The 20,444-nt window shown below is 68.1% G+C and carries 21 protein-coding genes; 15 read left to right on the forward strand and 6 right to left on the reverse strand.

The annotated features are described in order from the left end of the window. Nucleotides 1–23: 23 nt before the first annotated feature. Entirely contained in the window at nucleotides 24–2,915 is a 2,892-nt protein-coding gene (locus ACHAA4_RS00510; RefSeq protein WP_435772251.1) for a glycosyltransferase, read from the reverse strand. Between the two features lie 97 nt (nucleotides 2,916–3,012). Here ACHAA4_RS00510 and ffh point away from each other — a divergent pair, with 97 nt between their 5' ends. From ffh to ACHAA4_RS00585, 15 genes are all read left to right on the forward strand, one after another. Next, nucleotides 3,013–4,617 carry a signal recognition particle protein gene (gene ffh, locus ACHAA4_RS00515; protein WP_435772252.1) on the forward strand — a complete coding sequence of 535 codons (1,605 nt, stop codon included), beginning with the start codon at nucleotides 3,013–3,015 and terminating at the stop codon, nucleotides 4,615–4,617. A gap of 230 nt (nucleotides 4,618–4,847) precedes the next feature. Continuing rightward, nucleotides 4,848–5,255, forward strand: coding sequence for a 30S ribosomal protein S16 (gene rpsP, locus ACHAA4_RS00520; RefSeq protein ID WP_435772253.1), 408 nt, complete (start codon nucleotides 4,848–4,850; stop codon nucleotides 5,253–5,255). A 17-nt stretch (nucleotides 5,256–5,272) separates the two neighbouring features. After that, complete coding sequence (locus ACHAA4_RS00525) at nucleotides 5,273–5,515, forward strand: RNA-binding protein (RefSeq protein WP_036476533.1); 243 nt, start codon at nucleotides 5,273–5,275, stop codon at nucleotides 5,513–5,515. A gap of 19 nt (nucleotides 5,516–5,534) precedes the next feature. Then, the gene (gene rimM / locus ACHAA4_RS00530) at nucleotides 5,535–6,119 is read left to right on the forward strand and encodes a ribosome maturation factor RimM (RefSeq protein WP_435772254.1); all 585 of its coding nucleotides are present in this window, start codon (nucleotides 5,535–5,537) and stop codon (nucleotides 6,117–6,119) included. 14 nt (nucleotides 6,120–6,133) lie between these two features. Beyond that, entirely contained in the window at nucleotides 6,134–6,865 is a 732-nt protein-coding gene (gene trmD / locus ACHAA4_RS00535; protein ID WP_435772255.1) for a tRNA (guanosine(37)-N1)-methyltransferase TrmD, read from the forward strand. Between the two features lie 205 nt (nucleotides 6,866–7,070). After that, nucleotides 7,071–7,466, forward strand: coding sequence for a 50S ribosomal protein L19 (gene rplS / locus ACHAA4_RS00540; RefSeq protein WP_435772256.1), 396 nt, complete (start codon nucleotides 7,071–7,073; stop codon nucleotides 7,464–7,466). Between the two features lie 44 nt (nucleotides 7,467–7,510). Next, the gene (lepB, locus tag ACHAA4_RS00545; RefSeq protein ID WP_435772257.1) at nucleotides 7,511–8,245 is read left to right on the forward strand and encodes a signal peptidase I; all 735 of its coding nucleotides are present in this window, start codon (nucleotides 7,511–7,513) and stop codon (nucleotides 8,243–8,245) included. Nucleotides 8,246–8,315: 70 nt separating this feature from the next. Beyond that, nucleotides 8,316–8,966: a signal peptidase I gene (gene lepB / locus ACHAA4_RS00550; protein ID WP_435772258.1), complete on the forward strand. Its 651-nt coding sequence runs from the start codon at nucleotides 8,316–8,318 to the stop codon at nucleotides 8,964–8,966. Nucleotides 8,967–8,994: 28 nt separating this feature from the next. Further along, on the forward strand, nucleotides 8,995–9,663 hold the full coding sequence (gene rnhB, locus ACHAA4_RS00555) for a ribonuclease HII (RefSeq protein ID WP_435772259.1): 669 nt from the start codon (nucleotides 8,995–8,997) through the stop codon (nucleotides 9,661–9,663). 181 nt (nucleotides 9,664–9,844) lie between these two features. Then, on the forward strand, nucleotides 9,845–10,042 hold the full coding sequence (locus tag ACHAA4_RS00560) for a YraN family protein (protein ID WP_435772260.1): 198 nt from the start codon (nucleotides 9,845–9,847) through the stop codon (nucleotides 10,040–10,042). 27 nt (nucleotides 10,043–10,069) lie between these two features. Then, complete coding sequence (locus ACHAA4_RS00565) at nucleotides 10,070–10,225, forward strand: hypothetical protein (RefSeq protein WP_435772261.1); 156 nt, start codon at nucleotides 10,070–10,072, stop codon at nucleotides 10,223–10,225. Next, nucleotides 10,225–11,889, forward strand: a complete 1,665-nt coding sequence (locus ACHAA4_RS00570; protein ID WP_435772262.1) for a YifB family Mg chelatase-like AAA ATPase — start codon at nucleotides 10,225–10,227, stop codon at nucleotides 11,887–11,889. The genes ACHAA4_RS00565 and ACHAA4_RS00570 overlap by 1 nt, the downstream gene beginning before the upstream one ends. Nucleotides 11,890–11,903: 14 nt before the next feature. Further along, nucleotides 11,904–13,376, forward strand: coding sequence for a DNA-processing protein DprA (locus tag ACHAA4_RS00575; protein ID WP_435772263.1), 1,473 nt, complete (start codon nucleotides 11,904–11,906; stop codon nucleotides 13,374–13,376). 47 nt (nucleotides 13,377–13,423) lie between these two features. Next, nucleotides 13,424–14,383, forward strand: a complete 960-nt coding sequence (locus tag ACHAA4_RS00580; protein WP_435772264.1) for a tyrosine recombinase XerC — start codon at nucleotides 13,424–13,426, stop codon at nucleotides 14,381–14,383. Nucleotides 14,384–14,530: 147 nt separating this feature from the next. Further along, a complete protein-coding gene (locus ACHAA4_RS00585; RefSeq protein ID WP_435772265.1) occupies nucleotides 14,531–15,037 on the forward strand; it encodes a DUF3145 domain-containing protein in 507 nt (168 codons plus the stop codon). A 247-nt stretch (nucleotides 15,038–15,284) separates the two neighbouring features. On the opposite strand, the gene fabF is transcribed toward ACHAA4_RS00585, so the two are convergent. The 5 genes from fabF to ACHAA4_RS00610 form a co-directional block, all read right to left on the reverse strand. Continuing rightward, nucleotides 15,285–16,544, reverse strand: coding sequence for a beta-ketoacyl-ACP synthase II (fabF, locus tag ACHAA4_RS00590; protein ID WP_435772266.1), 1,260 nt, complete (start codon nucleotides 16,542–16,544; stop codon nucleotides 15,285–15,287). 94 nt (nucleotides 16,545–16,638) lie between these two features. After that, nucleotides 16,639–16,884 (reverse strand): acyl carrier protein, encoded by a 246-nt coding sequence (locus ACHAA4_RS00595; RefSeq protein ID WP_192594854.1) that lies wholly within the window; start codon nucleotides 16,882–16,884, stop codon nucleotides 16,639–16,641. 83 nt (nucleotides 16,885–16,967) lie between these two features. After that, the gene (locus ACHAA4_RS00600; RefSeq protein ID WP_435772960.1) at nucleotides 16,968–17,972 is read right to left on the reverse strand and encodes a beta-ketoacyl-ACP synthase III; all 1,005 of its coding nucleotides are present in this window, start codon (nucleotides 17,970–17,972) and stop codon (nucleotides 16,968–16,970) included. A 143-nt stretch (nucleotides 17,973–18,115) separates the two neighbouring features. Continuing rightward, nucleotides 18,116–19,039, reverse strand: a complete 924-nt coding sequence (locus ACHAA4_RS00605; protein WP_435772267.1) for an ACP S-malonyltransferase — start codon at nucleotides 19,037–19,039, stop codon at nucleotides 18,116–18,118. Nucleotides 19,040–19,130: 91 nt separating this feature from the next. Continuing rightward, a complete protein-coding gene (locus ACHAA4_RS00610; RefSeq protein ID WP_435772268.1) occupies nucleotides 19,131–20,306 on the reverse strand; it encodes a PucR family transcriptional regulator in 1,176 nt (391 codons plus the stop codon). Nucleotides 20,307–20,444: the final 138 nt, after the last annotated feature.

Below are 20,444 nucleotides of genomic sequence, written 5' to 3' on the forward strand. Positions count from 1 at the left end.
GATGACCGCTGCCGCGAGACCCTCTAGTACCGCCGGAAGAACGCCCGCGCACGAGGGTCGCTCCAGCGGAACGGACCGTAGGCGTCGGCGATCTCTCGGAGGACGCCGGCGGCCTCCTCCCGATCTTCCGGGTTGACCTTCCCGAACTTCTCGAGATACCAGGAGACGAAGAACAGCTCGAAGCGCTGCTCCATGTAGTCCTCCAGGAGGCCCACCTCGCGCAGCCACTGAGCACGGTCACGTTCCAGGATCAGGTACTTGCGGAAGTATTTGGGGGAGACCACATTGACGATCGAGGTGTCCACCGCCCCGTAGTAGGTATAGACCGGGCGGTACACCGGGACATAGGCCCGCGCGTGGTACATCACCTGCTGGAAGAAGTAGGAGTCCTGGCCGACCGCGCCCACCGGCTGCACGAGTCCCAGCCCCTGCAGCCATTCGGTCCGGACCACGAGAGCCTCGATGGAGGCCGGTCGGAAGTTCAGCGTGCGCAGGGTGTCGCGGTGCGGCCAGACGAGCCCGTCCCGGTGCTCCACGCCTGCGGCGAACCACGCGTGGTAGTCGTGGACGCTGTACCGATGGGTCCAGACCGCCATCGTGCCGAGCGAGAAGTCGGCCTCCGGCCGGGCACGAAGCTCCTCGAGCAGGACCAGGTAGCCGTCGTCGAGCTCCTCGTCGTCGGGATCCAGGTAGGTCACATACTCGGTGAAGCTCAGCGCCAGACCGGTGTTGCGCGGCCTCGATGCAGAACCGGACCCGCCTGCCCCGTGGTGGAAGGCCGAGACGTTCGGATACGCATGTGCGAGCTCTTCGATCGTGTCGAAGGTGGAGGCGTCGGTCGAGCCGTCGTTGATCAGCAGGATGTGCATCCGATCAAACATCTCGGATCGGCGCAGCGAGGCGAAGGCCTTGTGCCGCAGGTGGTCGCCGTTGTTGTAGATAGGCACGACCACGGCGAGCTCGAGGTTCGCCGCCTCGGCAGCGGCCCTGAACTCCCGCTTGGCGCTCTCCAGGTCGGACCCGATCTGCGGGTCGATGATGCGGCGCATCATGGGCGGACGATGCCCGAGATGATCGATCGCGTAGACCCTCGCACCGGAGGCCGCGGACGCCAGCTCATCTGCGGAGCGCAGCAGGCTCGTCGCAGGTCGCCACCAGGCGGAGAGCGACAGCTCCTCGACGCCGGACCTGTGCTGGTGGGCGGCGTGATCGGTCTCCTTCACAGTTCCCCGCAGCTTGGTGGTGATGGGCGCCGACTGGTACCGGAAGGCGGCCACGTGATCGGCGGCGTAGAACGGAGAATACCGACGCGAGGCGCTCACCGGCAGGAGGATGTCGAAGTCGCCGACGGAGCTCTCGCTGGCCGGGTGCCACTGGCTGAGCTCGGCCCACGTGGTCAGCGCGAGCGCCGGATGGGTCTGGCGCGCGATGTCGTCTCGGAGCTCGTCGGTGATCTCCTCGGCCACCGCCAGCACGCGATCAGTGGGAATGTCCACCTCCAGGCCGATCGCGCGGGCGATCGTGGCGAGCACATCCACGCCGTGATGCGCCGTGAAGACCTGTCGGATGCCATCGCCCTGAACCCGGCGCAGCTCCTCGGCGTCCATGTACTGCAGCGTCTTCGCCACGTCCTCCGCGGTGTTCGCGATGTAGACGTTCGGGTAGTAGGAGTTCACACCCTGGTTGTAGGTGGCCAGCACCATGGTCCCGGCAGCCTGCAGCTGCAGCACCTGGCTGTCCAGCAGCGTCTGTGAGTTGGCCACCGTATTGACCGCCAGACCGACGTCCATGCAACGTTGCAGCTTCGCCGTCTCGATGATCCCGTCCAGGCCCGGCACCTCCGTGGGTGAGAGCGTCCACGGGGCATACTCTGCCGGCACAGTCCATCGCGACGGACGCGGAGACTCCTCCGCAGCCGGACGGAACAGCGCCACAGGTCGCCCAGACGCCAGGGCTCCGTCGAAGAGCGGGCCGGTCGACTGTGCGGCACGGATCTTTGCCGGCCGGTACGCCTGGTCCAGGCCGATGAACGCCAGCAGATCAGTGCCTGCCCGGCGGGTTCCCACCGGATTGTGCAGTTGGGGACTCACCGGGAGCGCGACAGTGGTCACCTGCGGGCCGGACCTGCCGATCTCCCGATAGAGGTCCGCGACATCATGGTCGACGGCGAACACCCAGTCGCAGGTCTCCACGACTTCGAGGGTCTCGTCGACCGCATCCGGGCCGACGGCGGAGAAGTACGCGGTGGGCACCGCGCGCCCTCGGAAATGGGGAATGACCGATTCGATGAGCAGCTCATCCGAGAGGGAGGCATCCGAACCGATCAGCAGCAGGTCGATGCCCTCATCGAAGTCCGCCCAGTTCTCGGCGTCGATCTCGAAGATGTCGGCAAGACCGAACACGCCAGCACTCAGTCGTGGGCCAGAGATCAGTCCGACACGCAGTGACAGTCGCGGCCGCGAGACCCCGAACTCGGGGGAGGGCAGCGCCGCCGCGGACTCGAGTGCGTCCTTGACCGCGTGTACCGGTGATCCGAGAAACTCCTGCTCGGTCCGCTCGGGCACCGAGATCTCGGCGATGCCAGAGGCGCTCAGCCCGGCTCCGCCGCGCGAGGCAGATTCTCCGCGCTCCCCGAGCACCTCGATCAGCTCCGCGAAGGACTGCATCCGCCGCAGGTGGGCGGCAGCGTCCTTCTCGCGCAGAGTCGTGGCGGGTGACGGACCACCCGGCTGGGTCGAGACCGTCGAGGTCCAGGCGTGGGCGGCAGCCAGATGCGCCCTTGCGCTGGCGTTCAGGGCTGAACGGTGCATGGCAAGTGCCGCGTCCACCACGTCTGCGGCCGAAGACGCACCGGCTGTGTCGGGTTCGCCGAAGTCGGACAGGTTGGCACTGGGGTGAAGGTCTATCCATCGCACATTGATACTCTAGAGCCTCGGTACATCCACTGCGCTGTGGACGCACTCTGCTTCGCGCTGCGCAGCCACCATCCACGACCAAAGGGACATCCCAGACGTGTTCAACTCCCTCTCCGATCGCCTGAGCGCCACCTTCAAGAACCTCCGCGGCAAGGGGAGGCTCTCCGAGGCCGACATCGACGGCACCGCGCGGGAGATCCGCCGGGCGCTGCTCGATGCCGATGTCGCCGTGCCGGTGGTCCGCGAGTTCATCGCCAAGGTCAAGGCGCGCGCTCTGGGATCCGAGGTGGCCCAGGCGCTGAACCCGGGTCAGCAGGTCGTGAAGATCGTCAACGAGGAGCTCGTCGGGATCCTCGGCGGGCAGACCCGTGAGCTGGCGTTCGCCAAGAACCCGCCGACGGTGATCATGCTCGCCGGCCTCCAGGGTGCGGGCAAGACCACGCTGGCGGGGAAGCTGGCGCATCACCTGAAGAACCAGGGGCACACCCCGATGCTGGTCGCCTGTGACCTTCAGCGTCCCAACGCGGTCACCCAGCTGCAGGTCGGCGGAAAGCGGGCCGGGGTCCCGGTCTACGCTCCGCACCCGGGTGTCTCCTCCGAGTTCGAGTCCGCCTCCGGTGATCCGGTCAAGGTGGCCACCGATGGTCTGGCCGAGGCGCGCAGCAAGCTCCACGACGTCATCATCATCGACACCGCGGGCCGTCTCGGCGTCGACGCCGAGCTGATGCGCCAGGCCGCGGACATCAAGGCTGCCGTGGGCGCCCACGAGACCCTCTTCGTGATCGACGCGATGATCGGTCAGGACGCGGTCACCACCGCGCAGGCCTTCAACGAGGGCGTGAACTTCACCGGCGTGGTGCTCACCAAGCTCGACGGCGATGCCCGCGGCGGTGCCGCGCTCTCGGTCGCCTCGGTCACCGGCAAGCCCGTCATGTACGCCTCCACCGGTGAAGGACTCAAGGACTTCGAGGTCTTCCACCCGGACCGGATGGCTCGCCGGATCCTCGACATGGGCGACATCCTCTCCCTGGTCGAGCAGGCCGAGGCCAACTGGGACCGCGGCGAGGCCGAGAAGATGGCGCAGAAGTTCGCCGACCAGGAGGACTTCACCCTCGACGACTTCCTGGGCCAGATGCAGCAGCTCAAGAAGATGGGCTCGATGAAGAAGCTGCTGGGCATGATGCCAGGCGCCCAGGGGATGCGTCAGCAGCTGGAGCAGTTCGACGAATCCTCCATCGGTCGGGTCGAGGCCATCATCTATTCGATGACCCCGTATGAGCGCAACGTCCCCAAGGTCATCAACGGCTCTCGCCGTGCGCGCATCGCCAAGGGCTCCGGCGTGCACGTCTCGGAGGTCAACCAGCTCCTGGAACGCTTCACCCAGGCGCAGAAGATGATGAAGAAGATGGCCGGCGGCGGAGGAATGCCGCAGATGCCCGGCGGCGGCGGAATGCCGGGGATGGGCGGCATGCCCGGCATGGGTGCCGGCGGAGGCGCCTCGAAGAAGCGCAAGCCCCAGCCCAAGCCCAAGAAGAAGTCCGGAAATCCGGCGAAGGCGGCCCAGGAGGCTCGCGAGGCGGAGCTCAAGCGCACCCAGGGTGCGGCCAAGCGGATGGACGGCTCCAGCTTCGGGGCCGGCACCAAGGATCTCAAGCCCGAGGACCTGAACCTGCCCAAGGGATTCGAGAAGTACCTGCGCTGAGCTGGCCAGATCAGACCCGGCCTGCGCTGATCAGGACCGACAAGTCCTCAGATCGCGTGTTCGGCCGATCTCTGGCACAATAGGCAGGTACTTTGTTCGACGGAGGGCACCCTCTAAACCCCCCGTAGGGACAATGTTCTGAAGTGGTCGCATCGATTGTGCAGCACGTCCCCACGCAATCAGATGCCTGACCGCGCCCCTGAAACAAGAAACAGGAGTGGACCACTCAAGTGGCAGTTAAAATTCGTCTGAAGCGCATGGGCAAGATCCGTGCACCGTTCTACCGCGTCGTCGTCGCCGACTCCCGCACCAAGCGGGATGGTGCCGCCATTGAGCAGATCGGCAAGTACGACCCGACGCAGGAGCCCTCGCTGATCGAGATCGATTCCGAGCGCGCTCAGTACTGGCTCTCCGTGGGCGCCCAGCCCACCGAGCAGGTCAATGCACTGCTGAAGGTCACTGGTGACTGGCAGAAGTTCAAGGGCCTCGAAGGCTCTGAGGGCACTCTGCGGACCAAGGCCCCGAAGGAGGAGTTCTTCGCTCCTTCGAAGGGTTCAGTCATCCAGGAGAAGAAGACCAAGGCTCCGGCTCCTGCCGACGATGCAGCTGAGTCTGCCTCGCAGGAGAACGCAGAGTAATCATGGGAGCTGATGCAGTGCTGAGTGACGCGCTCGAACACCTGGTCCGCGGAATCGTGGACGCACCCGATGACGTCGATGTCCGCCGTAAGGGCGGACGTCGCTACGACGTCCTCCAGGTGCGAGTTCATCCGGATGATCTCGGTCGAGTGATCGGCCGGGCCGGGCGCACCGCCAAGGCACTGCGCACTGTGGTCTCCGCCCTCCCTGGTGGGGGCGATGTCCGCGTGGACGTGGTCGATACCGACCGCAGCCGCTGACGGATTCGAGGACTGCACCATGACTGCTGGCGCCCCAGGCCAGGAAGCACATGAGACCGACCCGCAGGCACTGCCAGATTCGGCAGAGCGCCTGCGGGTCGCTCGCATCGGCAAGCCCCACGGCATCCGTGGCGAGGTCACTGCCCAACTCTTCACCGATGAGCCCGAGGTGCGCCTCGCGCCCGGCTCGGTGATCATCCGCATCGCCGGGGACCAGACGCAGGATCGGATCACCACCCTGCTCACCGTCACCCGACAGCGCTGGAACAAGAGCATCGCGCTGCTGAGCTTCCGCGAGATCAACGACCGCGACAGTGCCGAGGCGCTGCGCGGCTCCACGCTCTACGTCGAGGTGCCGATGGAGGAGGACTCCGACGACGACGGCTGGTACAGCCACGAGCTCGCCGGGTTCGCCTGCGTGGACTCCTCGGGGGAGCCCTTGGGCACGCTCAAGGAGCTCATCACCGGAACCGCGCAGGATCTGCTCGTGGTCACCGCGAGCAGCGGTGACGAGGTGATGGTGCCCTTCGTCGAAGAGCTCGTGCCCGAGGTGGATGTGGAGAATCAGCGCATCGTGCTGACCCCGCCGCCCGGCCTCTTCTGAGCAGTAGGCGCGCCATGCGGATCGACCTCATCTCGATCTTCCCCGAGTTCTTCGACGTCCTCGACCTCTCCCTGATCGGGAAGGCCCAGCGCGAGGAGCTGCTCACCCTGCACCGTCACCAGCTGCGCGACTTCAGCTTCGACAAGCACCGCAGCGTCGATGACACCCCCACCGGCGGCGGCGCAGGCATGGTGATGAAGCCCGAGCCGTGGGCGCTGGCCCTGGAACATGTGTTGGCCCAGCGCGAGACCCCGTCAGCGGAACCACCCGTGTTGATCATCCCCACCCCTGCGGGCGAGGTGCTCACCCAGCGGACCGCGCAGCAGCTCGCCCAGGCAGAGCACCTGGTCTTCGCCCCCGGACGTTTCGAGGGCATCGATCAGCGGCTGATGGACTGGGCGCCGGAGCACTTCCAGGTGCGCCCCATGTCCATCGGGGACTACGTGCTCAACGGCGGCGAGTCCGCCGTCGTCGTCATGGTCGAAGCCATCACCCGGCTGATCCCCGGGGTGCTGGGCAACCCGGAGTCGCTGGCGGAGGAGTCCCACGCCGACGGCCTCCTGGAATACCCCGTGTACACCAAGCCCGCGCGCTGGCGCGGGGTCGATGTGCCCGAGATCCTGCTCTCCGGGGACCACGCGAAGATCGCCGCCTGGCGCGCGAAGCAGCAGGACCTCCGCACCAGGAAGCTGCGCCCTGATCTGTGGGCCAAACACGTGGTCGCACGGGAACAGAATCTGACATAGAATTGACCACCGTGCCTGCTGGGCGGCGTCATCTGCCATGGGGGATGACCGTCAACAGACAGGCCGCCGGAGAGGGAAATCATCCCGATCCGGATTCACACGCTTTGACCTGCGCCGATGTCGGCGTGGCCGATGCCTTGCGCACCGGCCCCAAGAGGTCGCAACCCGGACGAGTGACCTGTGGCAGCCGTCCAAGGAGAAGCATATGCATAAGCTTGATTTCATCGACTCAGCCAGCCTGCGCACCGACATCCCGGAGTTCGGCCCCGGCGACACCGTCAACGTGCACGTGAACATCGTCGAAGGCAAGAACACCCGTGTTCAGGTCTTCAAGGGCTACGTCCTTGGTCGCCAGGGCCATGGCGTCGGCGAGACCTTCACGGTCCGCAAGGTCTCCTTCGGCGTCGGCGTGGAGCGCACCTTCCCGGTGCACTCCCCGGTGACCGAGAAGATCGAGGTCCTCGCCCGCGGTGACGTCCGTCGCGCCAAGCTCTACTACATGCGCGATCGCCATGGCAAGGCCGCACGCATCAAGGAAAAGCGCGAGTCCACCATTGCTCGCCAGCAGGGCGAGAAGGTCGAAGAGGTCACCGAGGCCTGATCTGCGGATCAGCCTCGGCGCACCGCTGAGAGCCTGTACGTCTTATGAATAGCGCAGAGAACCCCGAGCCCTCCGAGTCTGACTCGACGGCTCGGGGTTCTCGGCGTCTGAAGAACGTTCCCCGTCTCCATGGCGTCCGTCCCTGGGTGGCGGTGCTGGTGACCGCCGCCATCGCGGTGCTCGTGGCCACCGGGCTGCGACTGTTCGTGGTCGATGTCTACGCCGTCTCCCAGGTCTCGATGGCGCCGACCCTGGCCGACGCCGAGCGCATCGTGGTCGAGAAGGACTACCCCCGAGGGTCCGGCGTTCAGCGCGGAGACGTGATCGTGTTCGACGGCGAAGGCTCCTTCACCCCCTATGAGGGCGGCAGCTCGACCCTCGAGCAGCTCGGGGCACGGGTCGGGCATTGGTTCGGCCTCGCCACACCGCCTGCGACCTATGTCAAGCGGGTGCTCGGCACCGGCGGCGACATCGTCGCCTGCTGCACCGACTCCGGGCAGCTCACCATCAACGCTGAACCTGTGGAAGAGCCCTATCTGGGCCGCGAGGTCACAGCGGAGAGTCCCGCCTCCGAGCTGAGCTTCGAGGCTCAGGTGCCGCCCGGTCGCCTCTGGGTCATGGGAGACAACCGCGAGGATTCGGTGGATTCTCGGGCACTGCTGGGGGCACCCGGCGGGGGTATGATCAGCGAAGACCGCATCCTGGGTCGCGTCACCGGCGTGTTCTGGCCCTGGGACGAACGACGAGAACTTCCGGAGGCCGACCATCAGCAGCAATGACACGCCTCCGGCACCACGGTCCCAGAGCCGTCGCGAGCGACGTCGGCAGGCCCGTGAGGCCCGACACCCGGTGGCCGCCTTCCTGATCGAGATCGCCACGATCCTGGTGTTCGCGCTGGTCATCTCCTTCGTGGTCAAGACCTTCCTGTTCCGTGCCTTCTACATCCCCTCCGAGTCGATGGAGCCCACCCTGCAGGTCGATGACCGGATCATCGTGAACCTGCTGGCGCCCCAGGTCATGGACGTGGAGCGCGGCGACGTCGTCGTCTTCGAAGACACCCGCCAGTGGTGGGGCGCCGGCACCCAGGTCGAGACGAACGCCTTCCAGGACACGATGATCTTCTTCGGCCTGATGCCCGACACCTCCTCGCACTATGTGGTCAAGCGCGTGGTCGGCGTCGGCGGAGATGAGGTCGAGTGCTGCGATGACCAGGGACGGATCCTGGTCAACGGCGAACCCATCGAGGAGCCCTATATCTTCCCCGGAGACGTCCCCAGCGAGGGCGAGTTCGCCGTGACCGTCCCGGAGGACAACGTCTGGCTGCTCGGGGATCACCGCGGGAACTCCGCCGACTCACGGTCTCACGTGGATGAGCCCGATATGGGAGCCGTGCCGCTGGACGACGTCATCGGTCGATCCAGCGCGGTGATCTGGCCGCTCGAGAACTTCGGCGACGGCGGGACCGAGCGCGACCCGTTCGAGTCGGTCCCCGCCCCGTGAGCACCCGTTCCGCCATAGTCACGCGCTGATGCCTGAGAACGCCACGCTGCTGCCCGAGCTGGCCATCGCCGCGCAGCGCAACGTCCGCTACATCGCCGGGATCGACGAGGTCGGCCGGGGCGCCCTGGCCGGTCCGGTGAGCATCGGCGTGGTGGTCTTCGACCTCGCCTCCCCGGTGTTCGCGCAGACGCCGACGAGCAGCGGAGTCTGCTCCCAGCTCGACGGCGTGCGGGACTCCAAGCTGCTCAGCGCCAAGGCGCGGCAGCGCTGGCACCCGCACATCTGTGAACACGCCGCCGCCTACAGCGTCCAGCACCGGGCGCCGCGGGAGATCGACTCCCTGGGGATCAATGGGGCGCTGCGCGCTGCCGGACTGGCCGGACTCAACGCGGTAGAGGTCGAGCTCGGGAGACCCCTGGACGCCGTGATCCTGGACGGGTCCCATGACTGGCTCACCCACGGGGCCTCACCCCGCGTGCAGACCATGGTCAAGGCCGATATCAAGGCGCTCACGGTGGCCTGCGCCTCGGTGCTGGCGAAGCTGGAGCGGGACCGGCTGATGGAGGAGCTCGCCGCAGAGCACCCCGGGTACGGGTGGGACTCCAACCGCGGCTACGGCTCCCAGGGCCATCGCAGCGCGCTGCTGGAGCTCGGCGTCACCGCTCAGCACCGGCTCAGCTGGAACCTCGGCGTCTGATCCGGTCCCGGGCGTCTGATCCATTGCCGGCGCAACATCCACCCCCGGGCCGTCATCTGGCGCAGTTTGCCCCAACTGAGATCTGCCGCCCCTCTCTGCGCCGGTCCTGCACAGCACACGAGAGTCGCCGCCGTGTCCTCGCGACGTGTCCGATGCTGGTGCTTCCACGAGAGGAGCGCAGATGCGAGCCAAGGACGTCACGGGCATCGTCGGGGAAGAGATCGCGGCCGAGTATCTGTCCCGGCAGGGACATCAGATCCTGGAACGCCGATGGCGCGGGGCGCGCGGTGAGCTCGACCTGATCACCCGGGACGGCGCCGAACTGGTGGCGGTGGAGGTCAAGACCCGTCGCGGCAACGGCTACGGCCACCCCTTCTAGGCGATCACGGGACCGAAGCTTGCCCGTGTGCACCGGCTGCTGCTCGAGTACTGCGCCGCCCAGCACCGGCTGCACGAACAGCGCCGGGTGGACGTGGTCGCCGTGGTGCTGAGCGGCGCCTCGGCGGCACACGCTGCGGAGCATCTGATCCGCGGCGTGGAGCATCTCAAGGACGTCGGCTGATGAGCATGGGTCGCGCCCGTGGGGTGGTGCTCTTCGGCATGGACGGACACCTGATCGAGGTGGAGGCTGACATCGGCCGGGCCCTGCCCGCGTTCATCCTGCTGGGCCTGCCCGACGCGTCACTGCGGGAGAGCCAGGACCGGATCCGCTCCGCGGCGAAGAACACCGGGATCGATCTCCCCGCACGCCGGCTCACCGTCAACCTGCTCCCGGCATCGCTGCCGAAGTCCGGCTCGGTGCTCGACCTCGCCATCCTGATGAGCGCCTGGGCTGCCGACGGGAAGGTTCGCGGCACCGCCGAGGTCGTGTTCCTCGCGGAGCTGGGCCTGGACGGGCGACTCCGACCGGTGCGCGGCGTGCTGCCCTCTGTCGCGGCGGCGCAGGCCGCCGGCGCCCAGACCGTGGTGGTCGCCGTCGAGAACGCCCAGGAGGCCGCCCTGGTGCCGGGCATGGAGGTTCTCGCAGCATCCCATGTGGGGCAGGTCGCGACCTCCTTCGCGTCCGCGGCGCTCGAACCTCTGGTTCGCGAGTCGCCCGGGGTCGAACGCTGGTCTGCACACAGGTCAGAGGAGTCCGTCTCCGCAACGGAGCGCACTGACCAGCCAGATTCTGCGCAGCATCGACCAGTTCAGCATCGGCCAGTGCAGCAGCGAACGGGTGCGCCGAGTCTGGGGAGCGACGGCGAGCTGCCGCTCAGTGAGCCCGGCCCAGACCTCGCTGAGGTGCGCGGCCAGGAGGAGGCCCGGTTCGCGCTGGAGCTTGCGGCAGCCGGTGGCCACCACCTTCTGCTCATCGGTGCTCCGGGCGCGGGCAAGACCATGCTCGCGGAGCGGATGTCGGGCATCCTGCCGCCGCTGGACGACCAGGCCGCCATGGAGGCCACCGCGATCGAGTCGATCTCAGCGGATCCGCGCACGGTGACGAGGCTGCGCCGGACCCCTCCGTTCCAGGCCCCGCACCACAGCGCCTCGATGGCGGCGATCGTCGGCGGTGGATCCCGGATCGCCCGGCCCGGCGCCGTGACTCGGGCGCACCAGGGAGTGCTCTTCCTCGATGAGGCTCCCGAGTTTCCACGCCATGCGTTGGATGCCTTGCGCCAGCCCCTGGAGACCGGGAGGATCTCGCTGCACCGATCTGCCGGCAGCGTGACCTACCCCGCTCGATTCCAGCTTGTGCTGGCTGCGAACCCTTGTCCCTGCGGTCTCAACGTGGGCTCCGGCACGCGTTGTCGATGCTCGGTGGCCCAGCGACGCAACTACATGGCGCGTCTCTCTGGACCGCTTCTAGACCGCATCGACCTGCAGATCCAGGTGGACCGGCCTCGATCGGCCGCCGCAGCACTCGGACCACCGGGGGAGAGCTCCGCCGAGGTCCGCGCGCGGGTCCTGGCCGCGCGCACGAGGCAGGCGCAGCGCCTGCAGAAGTGGGGACTGCGGACGAATTCGCAGGCTCCGCTGCAGTTGCTGACCGGAGAGCTCAAGCTTCCCGCCGGGGCCACCCGAGATATCGACGCGGCACTCGACCGCGCGTCCATCTCGTTGCGGGGATACCTGCGTGTGCTCCGACTGGCCTGGACCATCGCCGACCTCATGGATGAAGACCGCCCAGGCGTCGATGAGGTCGACGCCGCCCTGCAGCTGCGCCAGAGGTCGCAGACCCCGTGAATCCAGGAGATACGATGACACACGACCCACCCCACGTCCCATCGACCCACCCACCATCGACCCACGCACCGCAGCAGAGCTCCACATGCGCACCCGATGATGCTCCGAGACGCGTACCCACGCTCACCGCTGACCCGGAGCGGATCATCCGCGCCGACCTGTCTCGCCTGATCGAACCCGGGGACCTGCTCGGCGGCCTCGCGCTGGAGTGCTTCGGCGCAGCCCAGCTGCACGCCTTGATCACCTCCGAGCACGTCCCCTCCGGCTCGGAGCGGCAGAGCTTCGCGGAGGCCGCAGAGTCAGCGGGAATGGGACCGCGACAGCGCGATCTTCGGGTCGGTCTCGCGCGATGGCGCACTCGCTGTGGTCAGCTCCACGGCGCCGCGGACATCGCCGCGATGCGCAGACTGGGCGGGGGCGTCCTGACGCCGGAGGACCCTGCTTGGCCGCAGCAGCTTCAGGACCTCGGCCCCTCGGCCCCTGTGGCGCTCTGGTTCCGCGGGGGTCTCGAGGAAGCCGACCACGTGTCGCTGAGACGACTCCCCGGGCCGAACCGGACCGTGGCCATCGTGGGGTCCAGGGAGACCACCGACTACGGCCTCCGGGTCACTGCCCAGCTCACCGAAGACCTCGTGCGCGCGGGACTCTGCGTGGTCTCCGGCGGCGCCTACGGGGTCGACGCCGCGGCACACCGAGCGGCCCTGCGCGCAGGCCCGGACCCCGATTCCGGCTCGGCGCCAGGATCGGGGTCCCACAGAGCGTCGTCCGCGGCGGAGAACGCCCGCACCGCGCCGACGATCGCCGTCATGGCCGGAGGACTGGACCGGTTCTATCCGGCCGGCAACGAGGGCCTGCTGCGAGACGTGGCCTTCAACGGGCTGCTGCTCAGCGAGATGGCGCCTGGATCGGCGCCCACGCGGCATCGGTTTCTGCAGCGTAATCGTCTCATCGCCGCACTTGGCATGGTCACCGTGGTCACCGAGGCGCGCTGGCGCAGCGGGGCGCAGAACACCGCTCACCATGCACTTGCGCTGGGCCGAGAGGTCGGGGTGGTGCCCGGAAGCGTCTTCTCCGCCTCCTCAGCCGGCTGCCACCGATTGCTGCGGGAGACCCCCGCCCAGCTGGTCCGTGACGCGGCCGACGTGCTGAGTCTGGTCACCGGTGGCCCACCAGCAGGGAGCAGCGAGGGGTCCGGTCCCGACGGGACGCCACCGAACATCCCTGCGCTCGTCGGCGTCGCGGAGTCCGACTCCCGAGCAGCAAGCCACCCCGAACTCCCTGTGCCGGCCGGGCGGGAGTTCCCGCAGGACGGGCTCAACGAGGCCCAGCGGCTGCTCTTCGATGCCCTTCCCAGACGAGGCTTGAGCGCGCCGGGCAAGCTCTCGGCGGTCGCGGGTCTGCCGCTGCCCAAGGTCCTCGCCGAACTGACCCGGCTTCAGCGCTCTGGCCACGCCAGAGACGTCAACGGACAGTGGGGACGGACATGAGATCCGGGCGGCGCTGCGGGGACGCCCGGCGGTCGTAGACTTTCGCCATGGCCCCCGTGCAGGATCGATCAGCAGAACCCGCCGCTTCGGATGAACCCGAGCTGATCACGGCGTTCATCGATCATCTCCGCCACGAGCGCGGCCTCTCCGCCCAGACCATCCGCGCCTACCGCAGCGACCTGGTGCAGCTCGCCCGGCATCGCGGGCCGCTGGAGGAGCTCAGTCTGGCCGGCATCCGCAGCTGGCTCGGGGAGCTGCACGAAGCAGGACTCTCCCGGAACACGCTGAACCGCAAGACCGCCTCCGTGAGGGCCTTCACCGCCTGGGCGCATCGCCGCGGTCACCTGCCCGAGGACCCGTCTGTCCGGCTGCGGACCGCCCGGCGCAGCAACCACCTCCCCGATGTGCTGCAGCATCAGCACGTGGAGCAGCTCACCAGTCACCTTGCGGGAGCAGCGCAGGAGGACGCTCAGGCGGCCGAACCCGATCCGGTGGCTCACGCGATGAGGCTGCGGGACGCGGCGATGGTCGAGCTGCTCTACGCCACCGGCATGCGGGTCTCCGAACTGAGCGGACTGGACCTGTCCTCCTTCGAGACCGGGCGCCGGATGGTGCGGCTGCTCGGCAAGGGCAACAAGGAGCGGATCGTCCCCTATGGCGTGCCGGCGGAGACCGCGCTGGGGCGCTGGCTCGACGATGGACGCAGCGCACTGGCCACAGCGGCCTCGGGACACGCCTGCTTCCTGGGCCGTCGCGGGGGCCGGATCGATGTGCGCACGGTCCGCCGCGTCGTCGACGAGGAGCTCACCCGGCTCGGAACCACCGCAGCCCGTGGGCCGCACGCGCTGCGCCACACGGCCGCCACCCATCTGTTGGAGGGCGGTGCGGATCTGCGCACGGTCCAGGAGCTGCTGGGCCACGCCTCGTTGAGCACCACCCAGCTCTATACCCATGTCACCATCGACAGGCTGCGCGACGCCTACGGGCAGGCTCATCCCCGCGCCTGAGCAGGCGATCTGACCTGGATCTGTTAACATCAGTAGTGATGCTCGTCGCCCGAGGTGTTAACCTGGACAGAGCATCACAACCATCAGCCATCTGGCTGCTGTCTGGTCGTAGGGGAAGACGTACCAACAGCACAGTGGAGGATGGATATGTCGAAAAATACGGCCCGAGGTGTGCTTCACATCCATTCGGCGCCCGCCGCGCTCTGCCCGCATGTTGAATGGGCGGTGTCATCGGCGGTGGACGCGCGCGTGGATTTCACATGGCACCCCCAGCCCGCCGCGCCCGGAGACTTCCGTGCGGAGCTTTCCTGGGAGGGTCCCGCCGGCCTGGGCGCCACCCTGGCCTCAGCCCTGCGCGCCGTGAATCATCTCCGGTTCGAAGTGACCGAGGACCCCTCGCCCGGCTGCGACGGCGGACGCTGGTCGCACACTCCTGAGCTGGGCATCTTCCACGCCACCACCGACGTGCACGGCAACATCGTGGTGTCCGAGGATCGGATCCGCTACGCCTACGAGATGGGCGCCGGTGACCCGTCGGTGGTCTACCAGGAGCTCTCCCTCGCCCTCGGCGAGGCCTGGGACGAAGAGCTCGAATCATTCCGCCACGCAGCAGAAGGCGCACCCGTCCACTGGCTTCAGCAGGTCGTCAGCTGAGCCCAGGTCGACGGCTGACCGGCTGAGCGCCCTCCACCGCCCGGCCGCAGCCCAGCGCGCTGCCGCCCTCCCAGTGCAGTCGCAGAACAGAGTCTCGCCGCGCAGAGCCCCTTCCCGCGGACCATCGCTTCCCGGTGCGGCAGATACTCTCCGTGAACAAGCAAAGACCCCCGGCCGGGATCCCTCAGGATCCTGACCGGGGGTCTTTGTCTGCGCTCACGCCCAGGGCGCATCCGGGCAGAGGCGCTCAGTACGAGCGGAAGGCCGCCACGGCGTTGTGCCCGCCGAAGCCGAAGGAGTTGCACAGCGCCACCTGCTGCTTGTCTGCGAGGTCACGCGGGGATCCGGTCACCACGTCGAGCGGCATCTCGGGATCCTGGCTGTCCAGGTTGATGGTGACCGGAGCCCGCCGTTCGTGCAGCGCCTTGACCGTCAGCACCGATTCCACGGCCCCTGCGGCTCCGAGCAGGTGCCCGGTCTGGGACTTGGTCGCGGAGATGCAGATGTTCTCGAGGTGATCCCCGAACACCGACTTCAGCGCCGCATACTCGGGCTTGTCCCCGACCGGCGTAGAGGTGGCGTGGGCGTTGACATGGGTCACGTCGCTCAGTTCAGCACCTGCCGATTCCAGCGCGCGGCGCAGCGCGCGGGAGGCACCCAGCGCCTCAGGGTCCGGGGCCGTGATGTGGTGGGCGTCGGAGGTGATCGCGGATCCGGCGAGCTCGGCGTAGATCGTCGCGCCGCGGGCCTTGGCGTGCTCCTCGGTCTCGACCACCAGAGCGCCGGCGCCTTCGCCCATGACGAAGCCGTCGCGGTCCAGGTCATAGGGCCGGGACGCCGAGGCAGGGTCGTCGTTGCGCTTCGAGAGGGCCTGCAGGGAGGCGAACGCCGCCATGGGCAGCGGGTGGATGGCCGCCTCGGTGCCGCCGGCGAGGACGACGTCGGCGTCGCCCTTGCGCAGCATCTCCAGGGCCACGTCCAGGGCCTCGACGCCGGAGGCGCAGGCGGAGACCGCAGTGCGTGCCCCGCCCTGGGCGCCCAGATCGAGGCTGATCGCCCCGGCCGCGCCGTTGGGCATCAGCATCGGCACAGTCATCGGCATCACGCGGCGCGGGCCGCGCTCGCGCAGGGTGTCCCAGCTGTCGATCAGCGTCCAGACGCCGCCGATGCCGGTGGCGAAGGAGACCGCGACCCGCTCGGGGTCCAGGTCGTAGCCCTCATCGCCCGGGCGGCCGAGTCCGGCGTCCTCCCAGGCCTGCCGGGCGGCGACCATGCCCAGCTGGGTGGAGCGGTCCATCCGGCGGGTCTCCGGTCGCGCCAGCACCTCGGCCGGTTCGATCGTGACCTCGGCCGCGAAGGTGACGGGCAGCTGGTACTTCTCGACCCAGTCGTGCTCAAGGGTCTTCGCACCTGGCGTGCCGGCCAGCGCGTTGGTCCAGAGCGTCTGCACGTCGCCGCCGATGGGGGTGGTGGCGCCGAGACCGGTGATGACAAGACGACGTGTCATGGATCTACCTCAATGAAAGTGGGACAGCAGGTGGGGGAGTGGAAGGGAGGGCTCGGCGATGCGCCGCAGCCCTCCCGCCCGATGCGGGGCTGGATCAGCCCTGTGCGTTGGCGATGAAGTCAACGGCGTCGCCGACGGTGGCGAGGTTTTTGACCTCCTCGTCGGGGATCTTCACGTCGAACTTCTCTTCTGCGTTGACCACGATGGTCATCATGGAGATCGAGTCGATGTCCAAGTCCTCGGTGAAGGACTTGTCCGACTGGACCTCTTCGACCTCGAGGCCGGTCTCTTCGTTCACGATCTCTGCCAGGCCTGCGAGGATCTCGTTCTTGTCAGCCATATCGGCGACTCCTTTTCTGTGGGTGGTTCTTGGGGGTCGTGGTGAATCTGTCCCGGATCTGCGCAGCAGTCCCGGGCCCGCGGCTACGGCAGCCGGATGACCTGCGTGCCGTAGACCAGTCCGGCTCCGAAGCCGATCTGCAGAGCGAGACCGCCGGAGAGTTCTGGGTTCTCCTTGAGCAGCCGATGCATGGCCAGGGGGATCGAGGCGGCGGAGGTGTTGCCCGCGTCCGCGATGTCCCGCCCGACCTTGACGTGCTCAGGAAGCTTCAATTGTTTGACCATCTCGTCGATGATGCGCATGTTCGCCTGGTGCGGGACGAAGGCCACGAGGTCATCGGCGGTGATGCCTGCGGCATCCAGTGCCTGCTGGGCGACCTTCGCCATCTCCCAGACAGCCCAGCGGAACACGGTGGGACCGTCCTGGCGCAGGGTGGGCCAGTAGCGGTTCTCCGCGTCGAGCAGCTCGGTGGCGTCCTGGGTCTCGCGGGCTCGGGCCAGCGCGTCGCGGAAGTTCAGCAGGGTGCTGTCCATGGCCACGGCCTCCCACTTCTCGCCGTTGGAGCCGAGGATCGACGGTGAGATGCCCGGATCCTCGGAGGGGCCGATGATCGCGGCCCCGGCGCCGTCGCCCAGGAGGAAGGAGATGGTGCGCTCGTGGTTGTCGATGAAGTCGGAGAGCTTCTCCACACCGACGACCAGGACGTAGGAGGACAGCCCGGAGCGGACCATGGCATCGGCCTGGCCGATGCCGTAGCAGTAGCCGGCGCAGGCCGCGGAGATGTCGAAGGCCGCGGCGGGGGTGGCGCCCAGGCGGTGTGCGAGATCAGCGGCCGCCGAGGGCGTGGCGAAGGGGTGGGTCACGGTCGCGACGATGACTCCGCCGAGCTGATCGCCGGAGATCCCGGCGTGCTCCAGCGCCTCGCGGGCGGCGCCTTCGGCCATGTCGACCACGGAGACGTCGCGGGGTGCACGATGACGGGTCTTGATGCCGGTGCGCTGCTGGATCCACTCGTCGGAGGAGTCGATCCACTGGCAGATCTGCTCGTTGTCGATCACGAGTTCAGGACGATAGGCGCCCAGGCCCATGACACGGGTGCCCGCCACGGCGGTGGGCTGGTTCAATGCGACAGTCACGTCAGGCACGTCCTTTATGGATCATTGGGGATAGCTGCGCGGCGATGCCGCCTGCGCAGAAGATGTCTGAGGCCTTCACCAACGGGCCCTTCCGCTCAACCCGCATGCTCGGCGATGAATTCCTGGGCGGCGGGGATGTCGGCGGGAGTCTTGACGGCCAGGGACTTCACACCCTTGAGTCCGCGCTTGGCGAGACCGGTCAAGGTGCCTCCGGGCAGCAGCTCCAGCACCCCGGTGACGCCGGCCTGCGCCATGGTCTCCATGCACAGGTCCCAACGGACCGGACGGGTCACCTGGTCCACCAGGCGCTGCAGCACTTCGGCCCCGTCGGCGACGTAGTCGCCGTCGCGATTGGAGATCAGCCGGTGCCGGGGATCCGCGACCTCGAAGCCGGCCGCGGCCACGGCGAGTGTCCGCTGGGCCGAGTCCATGAACTCGGTGTGGAAGGCGCCGGCCACGGTCAGCGGGATCACCCGGGCCCGAGCCGGCGGGTTGGCCTCCAGGGCCGCAAGCTTGTCCAGCTCCCCGGCGGCGACGATCTGGCCCGGGCCGTTGGCGTTGGCAGGGGTCAGTCCGGCGTCGGCGATCGACTGGCGGACATCCTCCTCGACACCGCCGACGACGGCGGCCATGGAGGTGGGCACGGCGGCTGCCGCGGCGGCCATGGAGGTGGCGCGGACCTTGATGAACTCCAGCGCCTGCGCACTCGTGAGCACCCCGGCCAGTACGGCGGCGGGCACCTCGCCCACGGAGTGTCCGGCGTAGAGGACCCGGTCGGGATCCAGCGCCGTGAGGTCCAGTGCGGAGGCGCTGAGCAGGGATGCTGCGACGATGAGCGGCTGGGCGACGGCGGTGTCCCGGATCGTCTCCGCGTCAGAGACCGTTCCGTGGGTGACCAGATCGGTCCCTGAGTGCTGGGAGTAGGCGTCGAGTGTGGCGCGGGAGGCCTCGTCGCTGATCCACTCCGCGAGGAAGCCTTGGGTCTGGGACCCCTGTCCGGGGCAAACTATGGCAAGCACAAGTCCAACTTCCCATATTGCGGGTGGTTTTCACGGGGTATGGGCTCACCAAGCTCCACCGTGGCCTTTGTAGATACCCTACAACGCGCGTTCACAGCCGCCCGACGGCCAGCGCGGTCTGCAACACGTAGGCGTCGCGCGGAACGACGGGGTCCCAGCCGGTGATGTCGGTGACGCGGCGCAGCCGGTAGCGCACGGTGTTGGTGTGGACGAAGAGCTCCCGCGCGGTGGCCTCCAGGGAGTGTCCGGCCTCGAGGTAGGCGGTCACGGTCTCCAGAAGCCCGTTGCCGGTTGCGCGGAGCACCTCGAAGATGCTCTCGCGCAGGACGGACTTCGCGGTCTCGTCCCCGCACAGGGCGCGCTCGGGAAGCAGATCCGCGGCGGCCACCGGGCGTGGTGCGGAGGTCCAGGCGCCGGCGGCGGTGAATCCGGTGAAGGCCGACTGCGCGCTGCCATGTGCCTGGCTGATCGAGCCTTCGAAGCTGGAGAAGACCACCTGGCCCGGTCCGAAACGGGGCAGGATCCGCTCGAGCCCCTCGGCCAGGTCGGTCACCCGGCCCAGCAGCAGGATCAGCCGGTCCGCGTGGACTCCGACCACCGCGTCGGCGGAGAATCTGATGCATTGACGTCGCAGCTGGGACATGAAGACCGCGTCGGCCTGTTCCGGAGCCTCACCGACGACGACGACCACGCCCTCCTGGCTGCGCCACCCGACGGCCGCGGCGCGAGAGGCGATCTGTTCTGCCGGCTCCCCGCGCAGCACCGCATCCACCAGGAGTGCCTCCAGGCGGGAGTCCCAGGCGCCGCGGGACTCTGCGGCACGTGCGTAGACATCGGCGATCGCGAAGGCGACCTCACGGGAGTACCGCAGCACCGCCTCGAGCATCAGCTGCTGATCCTGCTGTGGCACCAGTCCGGGCAGTCGCTGCTCCACCGCATCGACGATGCTGCGGATGAGCTGGAGCGCCCGCTGCAGCGAGATGGTGCGCATCAGATCGGTCGGCGCGCTGCCGAGGAGCTCGTTGACCAGCGGGAGCGAGCGTGACGTCGGGTTCTCCAGCCAGCTGATCAGACCGCCGATGCCGCGCTGGGCGATGAGTCGCAGCGACGCTCGTTCATCGGTGCTCAGGTGGCGATACCAGGTGAGCGTCTCCTCCAGGTAGCAGTTGACCTCATGGGTGAGGTTGCCCGCGTCGGAGCGGAGCACCTCCAGGGCCTCCCAGGAGACCGGTACGGGCCCGGGCGTCGTCGGAGCGGATGCAGTCATGCTCTGGAGCCTAGAGCGTGTGGAGGTCCCCCCGCCAGTTGTGTGATCCCTACAAACCTCGCCGGCCTGAAAGTCCCTGGTGCGCGGCGTCTCGGCAGACGCAGCGGGGGCCCGGAGCTGATGCTCCGGGCCCCCGCT

The sequence above is a fragment of the Nesterenkonia maliinae genome (assembly GCF_051262655.1).
GTDB lineage: Bacteria > Actinomycetota > Actinomycetes > Actinomycetales > Micrococcaceae > Nesterenkonia.

Coding starts and splice junctions, on each gene's coding strand:
- rimM (WP_435772254.1), top strand. CDS start 5,535: ATGACTGCTGGCGCCCCAGGCCAGGAAGCACATGAGACCGACCCGCAG.
- trmD (WP_435772255.1), top strand. CDS start 6,134: ATGCGGATCGACCTCATCTCGATCTTCCCCGAGTTCTTCGACGTCCTC.
- rplS (WP_435772256.1), top strand. CDS start 7,071: ATGCATAAGCTTGATTTCATCGACTCAGCCAGCCTGCGCACCGACATC.
- lepB (WP_435772257.1), top strand. CDS start 7,511: ATGAATAGCGCAGAGAACCCCGAGCCCTCCGAGTCTGACTCGACGGCT.
- rnhB (WP_435772259.1), top strand. CDS start 8,995: ATGCCTGAGAACGCCACGCTGCTGCCCGAGCTGGCCATCGCCGCGCAG.
- ACHAA4_RS00560 (WP_435772260.1), top strand. CDS start 9,845: ATGCGAGCCAAGGACGTCACGGGCATCGTCGGGGAAGAGATCGCGGCC.
- ACHAA4_RS00570 (WP_435772262.1), top strand. CDS start 10,225: ATGAGCATGGGTCGCGCCCGTGGGGTGGTGCTCTTCGGCATGGACGGA.
- ACHAA4_RS00575 (WP_435772263.1), top strand. CDS start 11,904: ATGACACACGACCCACCCCACGTCCCATCGACCCACCCACCATCGACC.
- ACHAA4_RS00580 (WP_435772264.1), top strand. CDS start 13,424: ATGGCCCCCGTGCAGGATCGATCAGCAGAACCCGCCGCTTCGGATGAA.
- ACHAA4_RS00585 (WP_435772265.1), top strand. CDS start 14,531: ATGTCGAAAAATACGGCCCGAGGTGTGCTTCACATCCATTCGGCGCCC.
- fabF (WP_435772266.1), bottom strand. CDS start 16,544: ATGACACGTCGTCTTGTCATCACCGGTCTCGGCGCCACCACCCCCATC.
- ACHAA4_RS00595 (WP_192594854.1), bottom strand. CDS start 16,884: ATGGCTGACAAGAACGAGATCCTCGCAGGCCTGGCAGAGATCGTGAAC.
- ACHAA4_RS00600 (WP_435772960.1), bottom strand. CDS start 17,972: ATGGGCCTGGGCGCCTATCGTCCTGAACTCGTGATCGACAACGAGCAG.
- ACHAA4_RS00610 (WP_435772268.1), bottom strand. CDS start 20,306: ATGACTGCATCCGCTCCGACGACGCCCGGGCCCGTACCGGTCTCCTGG.